General features: G+C 60.9%; 15 protein-coding genes. All 15 read left to right on the forward strand.

The window, feature by feature from the left end:
* Window positions 1–117: 117 nt before the first annotated feature.
* The 15 genes from acpP to CGA22_RS21185 all read left to right on the forward strand — a co-directional run bounded on the left by acpP (window position 118) and on the right by CGA22_RS21185 (window position 12,879).
* Window positions 118–354, forward strand: a complete 237-nt coding sequence (acpP, locus tag CGA22_RS21115) for an acyl carrier protein (protein ID WP_041020470.1) — start codon at window positions 118–120, stop codon at window positions 352–354.
* A gap of 108 nt (window positions 355–462) precedes the next feature.
* Window positions 463–1,707, forward strand: coding sequence for a beta-ketoacyl-ACP synthase II (gene fabF, locus CGA22_RS21120; RefSeq protein WP_041020469.1), 1,245 nt, complete (start codon window positions 463–465; stop codon window positions 1,705–1,707).
* Window positions 1,707–2,522 carry an aminodeoxychorismate lyase gene (pabC, locus tag CGA22_RS21125; protein ID WP_041020468.1) on the forward strand — a complete coding sequence of 272 codons (816 nt, stop codon included), beginning with the start codon at window positions 1,707–1,709 and terminating at the stop codon, window positions 2,520–2,522. Before fabF ends, pabC begins: the two co-directional genes overlap by 1 nt.
* 3 nt (window positions 2,523–2,525) lie before the next feature.
* Entirely contained in the window at window positions 2,526–3,686 is a 1,161-nt protein-coding gene (gene mltG / locus CGA22_RS21130; RefSeq protein ID WP_041020467.1) for an endolytic transglycosylase MltG, read from the forward strand.
* Window positions 3,687–3,705: 19 nt separating this feature from the next.
* On the forward strand, window positions 3,706–4,338 hold the full coding sequence (gene tmk, locus CGA22_RS21135; RefSeq protein ID WP_041020466.1) for a dTMP kinase: 633 nt from the start codon (window positions 3,706–3,708) through the stop codon (window positions 4,336–4,338).
* A complete protein-coding gene (locus CGA22_RS21140; protein WP_041020465.1) occupies window positions 4,331–5,317 on the forward strand; it encodes a DNA polymerase III subunit delta' in 987 nt (328 codons plus the stop codon). Before tmk ends, CGA22_RS21140 begins: the two co-directional genes overlap by 8 nt.
* A gap of 51 nt (window positions 5,318–5,368) precedes the next feature.
* Window positions 5,369–5,725 carry a PilZ domain-containing protein gene (locus CGA22_RS21145; RefSeq protein ID WP_041020464.1) on the forward strand — a complete coding sequence of 119 codons (357 nt, stop codon included), beginning with the start codon at window positions 5,369–5,371 and terminating at the stop codon, window positions 5,723–5,725.
* Between the two features lie 11 nt (window positions 5,726–5,736).
* A complete protein-coding gene (locus CGA22_RS21150) occupies window positions 5,737–6,531 on the forward strand; it encodes a TatD family hydrolase (protein ID WP_041020463.1) in 795 nt (264 codons plus the stop codon).
* 383 nt (window positions 6,532–6,914) lie between these two features.
* A complete protein-coding gene (locus CGA22_RS21155) occupies window positions 6,915–7,553 on the forward strand; it encodes a TetR/AcrR family transcriptional regulator (RefSeq protein ID WP_003204240.1) in 639 nt (212 codons plus the stop codon).
* A 138-nt stretch (window positions 7,554–7,691) separates the two neighbouring features.
* Window positions 7,692–8,660, forward strand: a complete 969-nt coding sequence (locus tag CGA22_RS21160) for a GTP 3',8-cyclase MoaA (protein WP_041020462.1) — start codon at window positions 7,692–7,694, stop codon at window positions 8,658–8,660.
* A gap of 172 nt (window positions 8,661–8,832) precedes the next feature.
* Window positions 8,833–9,438 (forward strand): DUF4823 domain-containing protein, encoded by a 606-nt coding sequence (locus CGA22_RS21165; RefSeq protein WP_041020461.1) that lies wholly within the window; start codon window positions 8,833–8,835, stop codon window positions 9,436–9,438.
* 15 nt (window positions 9,439–9,453) lie between these two features.
* Window positions 9,454–10,014 carry a DUF1285 domain-containing protein gene (locus CGA22_RS21170; RefSeq protein WP_041020460.1) on the forward strand — a complete coding sequence of 187 codons (561 nt, stop codon included), beginning with the start codon at window positions 9,454–9,456 and terminating at the stop codon, window positions 10,012–10,014.
* Between the two features lie 191 nt (window positions 10,015–10,205).
* Window positions 10,206–10,952, forward strand: coding sequence for a FadR/GntR family transcriptional regulator (locus CGA22_RS21175; protein ID WP_041020459.1), 747 nt, complete (start codon window positions 10,206–10,208; stop codon window positions 10,950–10,952).
* The gene (locus CGA22_RS21180; protein ID WP_041020458.1) at window positions 10,949–11,824 is read left to right on the forward strand and encodes an SMP-30/gluconolactonase/LRE family protein; all 876 of its coding nucleotides are present in this window, start codon (window positions 10,949–10,951) and stop codon (window positions 11,822–11,824) included. The genes CGA22_RS21175 and CGA22_RS21180 overlap by 4 nt, the downstream gene beginning before the upstream one ends.
* A 236-nt stretch (window positions 11,825–12,060) precedes the next feature.
* A complete protein-coding gene (locus tag CGA22_RS21185) occupies window positions 12,061–12,879 on the forward strand; it encodes an SDR family oxidoreductase (protein WP_041020457.1) in 819 nt (272 codons plus the stop codon).
* Window positions 12,880–12,944 lie beyond the last annotated feature (65 nt).

Consider the following 12,944-nt stretch of genomic DNA (forward strand, 5'->3'; position numbering starts at 1 on the left):
GGCGGAGGGCCGTCAGGGTTTGGGAGGAAGCTTTCGGTTGAAAAACCGAAAAGGCTTTCTATACACTTACTCTCCCGGCCAGCCGACTGAATTTATCCATTAGGAGTTGAAAAAGGTATGAGCGACATCGAATCGCGCGTCAAGAAAATCGTTGCCGAGCAACTGGGCGTTAAGGAAGATGAAGTCAAGAATGAAGCATCTTTCGTTGAGGACCTGGGTGCCGACTCCCTTGACACCGTTGAGCTGGTGATGGCTCTGGAAGAGGAATTCGAGACCGAGATTCCTGACGAAGAAGCTGAGAAGATCACTACTGTACAAGCTGCTATCGACTACGTTGCCAAACACCAGGGCTAATCGTTTTTAGTCGTTGCTCGCTGTCATGGAAAAACCGCACTGCCATCATGGCGTGCGGTTTTTTCTTTAGGCCCGATGAAAAGTCGTCATTAGAAAAAGGAGAGTGCTGTGTCGCGTAGACGCGTCGTAGTCACCGGTATGGGTATGTTGTCGCCACTGGGCACGGATGTGCCGAGCAGCTGGCAGGGCATTCTGGCTGGCCGTAGTGGCATTGGTCTGATCGAACACACCGACCTTTCTGCCTATTCCACCCGTTTTGGCGGCTCGGTAAAGGGCTTCAATGTCGAGGAATACCTGTCGGTCAAAGAAGCCCGCAAGCTTGATCTGTTCATCCAGTACGGCCTGGCTGCCGGTTTTCAGGCGGTGCGCAATGCCGGCCTGGAAGTCACCGATGCCAATCGTGAACGCATCGGCGTGGCCATGGGGTCCGGTATTGGTGGCTTGACCAATATCGAAGAAACCAGCCGCACGCTGCACGATTCTGGGCCGCGACGGATTTCTCCGTTCTTCGTGCCGGGCTCGATCATCAATATGATTTCCGGTTTCCTGTCCATCCACCTGGGTGCACAGGGCCCCAACTACGCCATTGCCACGGCCTGTACCACGGGCACCCACTGCATTGGCATGGCCGCGCGCAACATCATGTACGACGAAGCTGACGTAATGATCGCTGGCGGCGCCGAGATGGCGGCTTGTGGTCTCGGTATGGGCGGCTTTGGCGCCTCCCGTGCACTGTCGACCCGCAACGACGAGCCGACCCGTGCCAGCCGCCCTTGGGACAAGGGCCGCGATGGCTTCGTGCTGTCCGACGGCGCCGGTGCGCTGGTGCTCGAGGAGCTGGAGCACGCCAAGGCGCGTGGCGCGACCATCTATGCCGAACTGATCGGCTTCGGTACCAGCGGTGATGCGTACCACATGACATCGCCGCCGGCCGATGGCGCCGGTGCTGCCCGATGCATCGCCAATGCCTTGCGTGACGCGAAGGTCAACAGCGAGCAGGTGCAATACATCAACGCCCATGGCACGTCGACCCCGGCGGGCGACCTTGCTGAAGCCCAGGCGATCAAGACCGTGTTCGGTGAGCATGCCTACAAACTGGCGGTCAGCTCGACCAAGTCGATGACCGGTCACCTGCTGGGTGCCGCCGGCGCGGTGGAAGCGATCTTCAGCGTGCTGGCGATCAACAGCCAGGTTGCGCCGCCGACCATCAACCTCGACGAGCCGGACGAAGGGTGTGACCTGGACTTCGTTCCGCACACCGCACGGGGCATGGACATCGACGTGGTGCTGTCCAACTCCTTCGGCTTTGGCGGCACCAACGGTTCGCTGGTATTCCGCCGGTTTGCCGGCTGATGGACAGCTGGGTCGACGGTCAGCCGGCTGACGTTCTGTCGCTGAAGGATCGCGGCCTGGCTTACGGCGATGGGTTGTTCGAAACCATTGCCGTGCGCAATGGCGGGCCGGTGCTGCTGGAGCGTCACCTGCAGCGGCTCGAGCTGGGCTGCCGGCGGTTGGCGCTCAATGTCGACAAAGCTGCATTGGGCGCTGAGCTGAGTGCCTACGCACAACGCCTGGGTGAAGGCGTGCTGAAACTGATCGTGACCCGTGGCGACAGCCTGCGCGGTTATGCCGCCGTCCCCTCGGCCCAGGTTCGGCGCATCCTGCAAGGGAGTCCGCCGGCCGCTTACCCTGCTGCCCATGCCGAGCGGGGCATTGCCCTGTTTCCTTGTGCGACTCGCTTGTCCGAGCAGCCTTTGCTTGCCGGCCTCAAACACCTCAATCGTCTTGAACAGGTCATGGCTCGCGCCGAATGGACCGATTCGGAGCACGCCGAAGGCCTGATGCTGGATATGTCCGGGCGGGTGATCGAAGGGGTCTTCAGCAACCTGTTTATCGTGCGCGATGGTGTGTTGATGACGGCTGACCTGAGCCGATGCGGCGTGGCTGGTGTAATGCGTGCCGAATTATTGTTTCAAGCCGAGTCGCAGGGTATCGCCACGCAAGTGACCGATATCCGCCTCGAGCAGCTGCAGCAGGCTGATGAGGTCTTTGTCTGCAACAGCGTGTATGGCGTGTGGCCGGTACTCGCATGTGGTTCGACGCGCTGGTCGGCCGGGCCGCTCACCCGTAAACTGCAGACCCTTGCCCGCGCGTTATTGGATGTTTGATTCGTGAGACGTAAATTCTTGCTGTTGCTGGAAACCGGCCTGGTTCTGGCAGGGCTGCTGTGGGGCGCTTCGGCCTGGAAGATCCATTCGGCGTTGCAACAGCCGCTGAACATCACCCAGGAGGAACTGCTGGAGATCTCCAACGGGACCACCCCGACCAAGACCCTCTATCGCCTCGAGGCCGACGGCCTGATCAGGGACGCGTTCTGGCTGAGGGTGTATTGGCGCTTCAATCTCACTGGTCAGCCCCTGCACTCCGGCGAATACCGGATGGTGCCGGGCATGACCATGGAAAACCTGATCGGCGTATGGAAGCGCGGCGAGGTGGTGCAGTACAGCGTGACGCTGGTGGAGGGCTGGAATTTCCGCCAGGTCCGTGCAGCCTTGGCCAAGGATGAAAAACTCCAGCAGACCCTCACCGGGCTGAGTGACAGCGAGGTAATGGATCGGCTGGGCCATTCCGGTGTATTCCCCGAAGGGCGGTTCTTCCCGGATACCTATCGCTTCGTGCGCGGGACGTCGGACGTTGACCTGCTGAACAAGGCCTATGCCCGGCTGGAAGACGTCCTGGCCAGGGAATGGGCCGAGCGCGCTGCCGATGTGCCTTACACCCAGCCCTACCAGGCGCTGATCATGGCGTCCCTGGTGGAAAAGGAAACCGGCGTACCGCAGGAGCGCAGCCAGATCGCCGGTGTATTCGTGCGTCGTCTGCGCATGGGCATGCTGCTGCAGACCGACCCCACGGTGATCTATGGCCTGGGCGAGCGCTACACCGGCAAACTCACCCGTGCCCATTTGAAAGAAGAGAATCCGTACAACACCTACATGGTTCCGGGGTTGCCGCCGACGCCGATTGCGATGGTGGGGCGCGAGGCGATTCATGCCGCGTTGAATCCGGCATCGGGCGACAGCCTGTACTTCGTCGCGCGCGGGGATGGCAGCCACGTGTTTTCCGACAATCTGGATGAGCACAACAACGCGGTGCGCGAATACCAGCTCAAGCGTCGCGCGGACTATCGCTCCAGCCCGGCTCCGGCTACGCTGGACGACTCGGCGCCGATTCCCGCTGCCTCGCCCGATACGGCCCCCGAAGCCCTGCCCCAGGTGCAACCCGAGAAGCCTGCTCCCGAACCGAATGCTGACGAGCTTCCGAGCCCGCAATGACTCTGACTAAGGACTGCCCGTGACTGGCTTGTTTATAACGCTGGAGGGCCCGGAGGGCGCCGGCAAGAGCACCAACCGCGAATTCCTGGCCGAACGCCTCCGGGCTGCGGGGGTCGAGGTGGTGTTGACCCGCGAGCCGGGCGGTACGCCGTTGGCGGAGCGGATCCGTGAGGTGCTGCTGGCGCCGGCCGAAGAGGTGATGAACCCCGACACCGAACTGTTGCTGGTGTTCGCCGCCCGGGCACAACACCTGGCGGAGGTGATTCGTCCGGCCCTCGCCCGTGGCGCAGTGGTGCTCTGTGATCGCTTTACCGATTCGACCTACGCCTATCAAGGTGGTGGCCGGGGATTGTCCCTGGAGCGCATCGCGGCACTGGAAACCTTTGTCCAGGGCGACCTGCGACCGGACCTGACACTGGTGTTCGACCTGCCGGTGGAAATCGGCCTGGCCCGTGCCAGCGCCCGTGGTCGGCTGGATCGTTTCGAGCTTGAAGGCGAGGCGTTCTTCAATGCGGTGCGTAACGCCTTCCTGAGCCGTGCCAAGGCCGATCCGGCGCGTTACCTGTTGATCGATGCCGCCTTGCCGCTGACGCAGGTCCAGCAATCCCTGGACCGCCTGTTGCCCGGTTTGCTGGAGCGTGTCCGTGGCTGAAGCCTATCCCTGGCAGGACGGTCTCTGGCAGCAACTGGCCGGTCGTGCCCAGCATGCCCATGCGTACCTGCTGCATGGTCCGGTCGGGATCGGCAAGCGAGCACTGGCCGAACGCCTGATGGCGAGCTTGCTATGCCAGCGTCCGGGCACGTCGAACGCGTGCGGTGAGTGCAAGTCCTGCCTGCTGCTCAAGGCTGGCAGCCATCCCGATAATTACGTGCTGGAGCCTGAGGAGGCGGACAAGGCGATCAAGGTCGACCAGGTCCGTGACCTGGTCAGCTTCGTGGTCCAGACCTCACAGCTGGGCGGGCGCAAGGTCGTGCTGATCGAGCCGGTGGAGTCGATGAACATCAACGCCGCCAATGCCTTGCTCAAGAGCCTCGAGGAGCCTTCCGGCGATACTGTGCTGTTGTTGGTCAGTCATCAGCCGAGCCGCTTGCTGCCGACCATCAAGAGCCGTTGCGTGCAACAGGCCTGCCCGCTGCCGAGCGAGGCGGTGAGTTTGCAATGGCTGGCCCAGGCCTTGCCCGACAGCACCGATGACGAACGTGTCGAATTGCTGACCCTCGCCGCCGGTTCGCCCCTGGCGGCCGTCAGCCTCCAGGCCCAGGGGGTGCGTGAGCAGCGGGCGCTGGTGGTGGACGGCGTGAAGAAACTGCTCAAGCAGCAGCAATCGCCGACGCAACTGGCCGAGGGTTGGAATGCCATCCCGCTGCTGTTGCTGTTCGACTGGTTCTGCGACTGGTCGAGCCTGATCCTGCGCTACCAGCTCACCGAAGATGAGGCCGGCCTGGGGCTGGCGGACATGCGCAAGGTGATTCAGTACCTGGCGCAAAAAAGCAGCCAGGACAAAATCTTGAACATTCAGGACTGGTTGCTTGCCCAACGTCAGAAGGTGCTGAGCAAGGCGAATCTCAACCGGGTGTTGTTGCTCGAGGCGCTGTTGGTGCAATGGGCAAGTTTGCCGGGTCGCCACTGACAGATATCGCCAGGGCTCCTAGACTCAGCTCAATTCGCAGCGGAGATCAGCATGAACGAACTTGTCAGTCCCGGACCGCGCAATGGCATCCTGTCCCTGGCCATCAAGGACAAGTCGGTGCTCTACGCCGCCTACATGCCTTTCATCAGGAATGGCGGCCTGTTCATCCCCACCAACAAGCATTATCGACTGGGTGACGAGGTGTTCATGCTGTTGAGCCTGATGGATGAGCCGGAGAAGATCCCGGTCGCCGGCAAGGTGATCTGGATGACGCCAAAAGGTGCCCAGGGCAACCGCGCGGCTGGCGTCGGCGTGCAGTTCAACGACGGCGACAACTCGGCGCGCAATCAGATCGAAACCCACCTGGCCGGAACCCTGAAATCCGACCGTCCCACCCATACGATGTAGCCCGATCCTTTATGCTTGTAGATTCCCATTGTCATCTCGACCGTCTCGACCTTGCCGCCCATGGCGGTTCCCTGGATGCTGCGCTGGACGCGGCGCGTCAGCGGGGCGTCGGACACTTCCTGTGCATCGGTGTCAGCGCCGACAACGCCGCCGACGTCAAGGTCCTGGCCGACCGTTATGAGGATGTCGATTGTTCGGTCGGCGTCCATCCGCTGGATGTCCAGCCCGACGCTACGCCGGCACTGGACTGGCTGTTGCGTGAGCTCGACCATCCGCGAGTCGTCGCCATCGGTGAGACCGGCCTGGACTATCACTATGAGCCGGAAGCCGCCGAGGTGCAGCAGGCCTCGTTCCGTCTGCACCTGGAAGCCGCGAAGCAGACCGGCAAGCCGGTGATCATCCACACCCGGGGCGCCCGGGCCGACACCCTGGCCTTGCTGCGCGACGCCGCGCTGCCCCAGGCCGGCGTGCTGCACTGTTTTACCGAAGATTGGGACATGGCCAAGGCAGCGCTGGACATGGGCTATTACATCTCCCTGTCCGGGATTGTCACGTTCCGCAACGCCGATGCCTTGCGCGACGTCGCCAGTAGGGTGCCGGCCGACCGGCTGCTGGTGGAAACCGACTCGCCGTACCTGGCCCCGATCCCCTATCGAGGCAAGCCGAATCTTCCGCAATATGTGCGGGAGGTGGCGGAATTCCTGGCAATGCTGCGTGGCGAATCCTACGAGCGGTTCGCTGACCAGACCACGGAGAATTTCAAGCGATTGTTCCCGCTGGCTCATGTCCGGTCGGCACGGGCTTGAATTCCGCACAAAAAAAACCCGGGTTCTGGGGGGTGAATCCGGGTTAAGACCATTAGGAGTAAAACAAAGGCACACGGTCCTTTGGTACCTTTACCGGCGCGTCACTTGGGGGAGATGTCGCGCCGACAGTTCAAGTATTGATCAGGATACCCGCGCGTCCAGTTTGCCCGGGGTGGTTTTTAAACAAATTTGGAATACGCTCGCTTCGGATAAGTTCTCACTGTCGTCACTGGTTGTCGGGACGACGCGATGGCGCAAGCCGCGGTGAGCCAATGTTGTACGATTTTGTGAAGAACTATGGCCGGGAACGGATGATCCGTGCATTTTTGCGTAAGTTAGGCATAATACCCGGCTTCGAATTTTGACCTTCAGACCTTTTTCTTATGCACAAAGAACCTCGTAAGGTCCGTGAGTTTCGCCGCCGCGAGCAGGAAATTCTCGACACCGCGCTCAAGTTGTTTCTCGACCAGGGCGAAGACAGCGTCACCGTCGAGATGATTGCGGATGCCGTGGGTATCGGCAAAGGCACGATCTATAAACACTTTAAATCCAAGGCGGAGATCTACCTGCGCCTGATGCTCGATTACGAGCGCGATTTGAACGAGTTGCTGCATTCGGCGGATGTGGACAAGGACAAGGAGGCGCTGTCCCGGGCCTACTTCGAATTCCGCATGCGTGATCCCCAGCGCTACCGTTTGTTCGACCGCCTGGAAGAGAAGGTGGTCAAGGGCAACCAGGTGCCGGAGATGGTCGAGGAGCTTCATAAGATCCGGGCTTCGAACTTCGAGCGCCTGACCTTGCTGATCAAGGGGCGGATCAGCGAAGGCAAGCTCGAAGACGTGCCACCTTACTTCCACTACTGCGCTGCCTGGGCGTTGGTGCATGGTGCTGTGGCGTTGTACCACTCGCCATTCTGGAGCAACGTGCTGGAGGATCAGGAAGGTTTCTTCCAGTTCCTGATGGACATCGGTGTGCGCATGGGCAACAAGCGCAAACGTGATACCGACGTACCGAGCAGTTAAGTCATTCAGATACCTGATTGCGCCATGTCCGCTTACATGGCGCAGTGCCCCAGTAATATACTCAGGCTTGGGTCTTGCGAAAACCTGAATTCTAGGTCAAGTTTCGTAGGTCCGATTTTTCTTTCGCCGGAGTGATCCATGATCGTTGACCGTCAGGGCAGGCGTTTTCGCAATTTGCGGATCAGCCTGACTTCCGCCTGCAACTACGCCTGCACCTATTGCGTGCCCGACGGCAAGCGCCTGGTGGCTGCGCAGGACGAGTTGTCGGCCGACGCGATGGCGCGAGGTGTGGCTTACCTGATCGAAGCGGCCGGCATCGAGCGACTGCGCATCACCGGGGGCGAGCCGTTGGTCAGCCCCAAGCTGGAACGCTTCATGGCGGCGGTGGGGCAGATGGGGCTGGAGGACATCAGCCTGACCACCAACGGCCAATTGCTGGCGAAGAAGCTGCCTTTGCTGGTGGAGGCGGGCATCCGTCGCATCAACGTTTCCCTCGACACCCTGGACCCCACTGCGTTTCGCAGCATCGCCCGTGGCGGCGACCTGGCGACAGTGCTCGACGGCATGGACCAGGCCCACGCGGCGGGGATGAAGATCAAGGTCAACATGGTGCCGTTGCGCGGGCAGAACCTGGATCAGGTGATGCCACTACTCGAATACTGCCTGGGGCGTGGCTATGAGCTGCGCTTCATCGAGTTGATGCGCATGGGGCACCTGGCCAGCGATTCCAATGCGTTCTTGCAGCAGTTTGTCAGCCTGCAACAACTGTTGAGCCTGATCGGCGATCAGTACGAATACCTGCAAGCCGACGCGCCGGTGGATGCGACCGCAGTGCGCTATGAGATCCCAGGGATGGGTTATTTCGGTGTGATCGCCAACGAAAGCGTGCCGTTCTGCCGCACTTGCTCGCGGTTGCGGTTGTCCTCTACGGGCTGGTTGCATGGTTGCCTGTCCTCGAGCAATCGACACTTTGTCGGCGATCTTCTGGACAAGCCCCGTCACGAGGCGTTGCCGGCCCTTCAGCGGCTGCTGGTCAAGGCCTTGGGGGACAAGCAGGAGGTGGCGTTTTCCGGCGGCGCAACCATCATGAAGATCATCGGCGGCTGATCCTACGCTATCGCGGGCAAGCCTTGCTCCCACAGGTACGGTGTTTACCCTGTGGGAGCAAGGCTTGCCCGCGATTACATTGTTCCAGTCAATCCATTTTCATTAAGCTGGCGCAAAAGCTGCATTCAACGGCCATTCGCCGGTTTTCCGACACCGGTTTCTGGAGGGTAGGATGCGTAGCCTGGTTTTGCTGCTGGCCGTTTTGGCGCTGGCTGGCTGTATGAATGTCAGCGACATGGGGGAGGGCGTTCGTTATCACATGAGCGACGCCGGTCTGCTGGATCACAGCGACAGTCGCCGTGTGAACAACCTGCGTATTCAGCCCGACTCGTTCATCTACATCGCCCAAGGCGCTTTCGCACCGCCGGGCGGCGCCTATCCGCGTCCCAATGTCGTGGCCGAGGAAGCCTTCAACGGGTTCATCGAATATTTCCCGATGGTTCGTCGCGCCCGTGTTCCCGAAGGGCTTGACCAGGCCATGGGCGAAGCCCGTGCTGCCGGTGCTCATTACTTGCTGTACACCCGGTTCGCCAAGGCCGACAACCGCATCGGCAATTCTGACGAATGGCTGGACGAGGAAGCCGTGGATCGCCTGGGGGTCGATACCAGCGTGATCCAGATCATGTTGATCGAGACCAGCACCCAGTATTTGATTGATACTGCACGGATCAAGAGTCGTGGCGGTTTACTGACGTTGCACGACAAGCAGCCACAAGACCTCATCGCCACGCCGTTGCGTGAATATGCCCGCAGCCTGTTGGGGATGAGCGACGAGTAAATACAAGGAGTCACCATGAGCGGACCGCAAAAAGCCAATGACCTGCTGGGGCAGATCCCCAAGACCAAAGGCCTGCCGCCGGTCCACTTATGGAACCCCGACTTCTGCGGCGACATCGACATGCGCATCGCCCGCGATGGCACCTGGTACTACCTGGGTACGCCCATCGGGCGCAAGCCGATGGTCAAGCTGTTCTCCACCATCATCCGCCGCGACGGCGATGACTACTTCCTGATTACCCCCGTGGAAAAAGTCGGCATCCAGGTCGACGATGCGCCGTTCGTGGCTGTGACCCTGGAGGTCGAAGGCCACGGAGAAGGGCAGTTGTTGCGCTTCACGACCCAGGTCGATGAAACCACCGAGGCCGGTCCCGATCATCCGATGCGGGTGGTGATCGATCCGCACACCCAGGAGCCGGCGCCCTACGTCCATGTGCGCAGCAACCTCGAAGCGTTGATTCACCGAAATGTGTTCTACCAGTTGGTGGAGCTGGCGGTGAGCCGTGAGATCGATGGGCAGCGCTGGTTGGGGGTGTGGAGTGGCGGGGTGTTCTTCCCCATTGGTCTGGAACCGTAACCCTTCCTGTGGGAGTGAGCCTGTGGGAGCAAAGCTTGCTCGCGATAACACTGCCAGCGTGGATGTTGATTGACACTAGACCTTCGCGAGCAAGCTTTGCTCCCACATTTGTGCCCAGAACGAATTCAATTGACAGCCAATCATATGATGATTAGCGTGAGCCACCAATAAGAGTGGCCCGCGGGGTTTTCATGTCCAGCAGTTTTCACGCATCGACCGTCGATTGGCTCGGCGGTTGGATTGCCGCCGGCCAGGTCAAGGCTGGGCAGACCATCAAGGTCGAGGCGGACCTGGGCGAGCAGTTGGGGGTCAGTCGCACGGTGATTCGTGAGGCGATCAAGACCCTGGTGGCCAAAGGCATGCTCGAGGTCGGGCCGAAAGTGGGGACGCGGGTGTTGCCGGTGCGGCGCTGGAACCTGTTCGACCCACAGGTGGTCGGCTGGCTGTCACGCAGCGGTTTGCCAGAGAATTTTGTCGATGACCTGTTGGATCTGCGCCGCACCATCGAGCCGATGGCGGTGCGCTGGGCCTGCGAGCGGGCGACGGTTGAGCAGGTGCAGGCGATTCGCCTGGCCTACCATGCGCTGGAGCGGGCCGTGGACAGTGGCGCCGACTACAACCGGGCCGACCAGTTTTTCCACGAGTGCATCCTTGCCGCCAGCCACAATCAATTCATAGAACAAATGGTCCCGGCCCTGGGGGCGTTGCTGGCGGTGTCGTTCGAGGTGTCGGCCGCCGATCCGGATGAACTGCGCCGCACCTTGCCCATCCACAAGGATATCGCCGAAGCCATCGCGTCCCGCGACGCGACGCGTGGCGTCTGGGCCTGCATGACCCTGATCGACAACGCTGACCTGGCCATCAAGCGTTTTTACCCTAATGTGATGGCGGGTCGTACGGATACAGCCGGGCAAGACGGAAACGGGAGGTTTCAATGATGTGGAAGGCGGTAACGGAGCACCGGGCGAAACTGGGCGAAGGGCCCTTCTGGGACGAGCCGACCCAAGCGCTGTATTGGGTCGACATCGCCGGCAAACAGGCGCTGCGGTTGATCGGCGCCAATGTACAGATCTGGCAGATGCCCGAGCATGTGTCCGCCTTCATCCCGACGCAGAGGGGGGATGCACTGGTGACACTGAGCAGCGGCGTCTACCGGTTGGATCTGGATTCGCCGGGCCTGGAGCCGCGCCTGACGCTGCTGTGCATGGCCGATCCCCAACCCGGCAACCGCCCCAACGAAGCCCGTTGCGATGTCCTGGGCCAGCTGTGGCTCGGGACCATGCAGAACAACATCGGCGAAAACGGTGAGGATCTGCCCCTGGAACATCGATCCGGTGGTTTGTTTCGCGTGGGCGCCGATGGCCGGGTCATGCCGTTGCTGCGCGGACGGGGCATTCCCAACACGTTGTTGTGGAGTCCCGACGGTACCACGGTGTATTTCGGTGAAAGCCTCGACGGCACGTTGTACCGGCATTTCATCCATCCCGATGGCAGCCTGGCGCCCGCCGAAGTCTGGTTCGGCCCGCATTCGCGGGGCGGGCCGGACGGATCGGCGATGGACGCCCGGGGTTATGTCTGGAACGCCCGCTGGGATGGCAGTTGCCTGCTGCGAATCAGCCCCGATGGGCAGGTCGACCGGGTGATCGAGCTGCCGGTGAGTCGTCCCACCAGTTGCGTGTTCGGGGGAGAGGATCTCAAGACCCTTTACATCACCAGTGCGGCCAGTCCGTTGGCGCATCCGCTGGATGGCGCGGTGCTGTCCATGCGAGTCGATGTGCCGGGTGTGAGCTGTACACGGTTTGCTGGGTAAATCCCAAAATATGGGATGTAAATATATATATTGAGATTGTTTGGCGGCCGGGTTTATAGTCGGCTCCATCAGCAACATGCATTCACACTAAAAAAACAACACAGGTGAAGCGATGCAACGATCCATCCCCGTACGCCCCGGTGGCGTACGTGACCCTCTGTCCTCCCAGCGCCTTCGGCCGGTCATCCCTGGATGCCCGGTTTTTGTCGTGGCTGCGGATAGCGGAGTCGTGAGTCATGGCTGAAGCGCTTTCCTTGCCGCCGGTGCCCGAGCCACCGAAGGGCGAGCGGCTGAAGAACAAGGTGGCGCTGTTGACCGGTGCCGCCCAAGGTATTGGCGAGGCCATCGTCGCCGCGTTCGCTTCACAACAGGCGCGGCTGGTGATCGGCGACATCCAGGCCGGCAAGGTCGAACAGGTTGCCGCTGACTGGCGTGAACGCGGGGCGGACGTGCAAGCCTTGCAAGCCGATGTGTCGAACCCGCAGGACCTGCAGGCCATGGCCCGCCGGGCTGTTGAATTGCACGGTCGCATTGATGTGCTGGTGAATTGTGCCGGCGTCAATGTGTTCCGCGACCCGTTGGAAATGACTGAGGAAGACTGGCGCCGCTGCTTCGCCATCGACCTGGACGGTGCTTGGTACGGCTGCAAGGCTGTGTTGCCGCAGATGATCGAGCAGGGCGTGGGCAGCATCATCAACATTGCGTCGACCCATTCGTCCCACATCATTCCCGGCTGTTTTCCTTACCCGGTGGCCAAGCATGGCTTGCTCGGCCTGACGCGCGCCCTGGGCATCGAATACGCACCCAAGGGCGTCCGCGTCAACGCCATTGCACCGGGCTACATCGAAACCCAACTGAACGTCGACTACTGGAACGGCTTTGCCGATCCTCATGCCGAACGCCAGCGTGCGCTGGATCTGCACCCGCCACGCCGTATCGGGCAACCGATTGAAGTGGCAATGACGGCCGTGTTCCTGGCCAGTGATGAAGCTCCTTTCATCAACGCTTCATGCATCACCATTGATGGTGGACGTTCGGTCATGTACCACGACTGAACATTCCGGGATTGCAGTCGGAAACTTCGCCTGTAATCCAATCATCATACGATATGACTATTTAG

It is taken from the genome of Pseudomonas sp. PSB18, from assembly GCF_014596565.1.
Taxonomy (GTDB): Bacteria; Pseudomonadota; Gammaproteobacteria; order Pseudomonadales; family Pseudomonadaceae; genus Aquipseudomonas.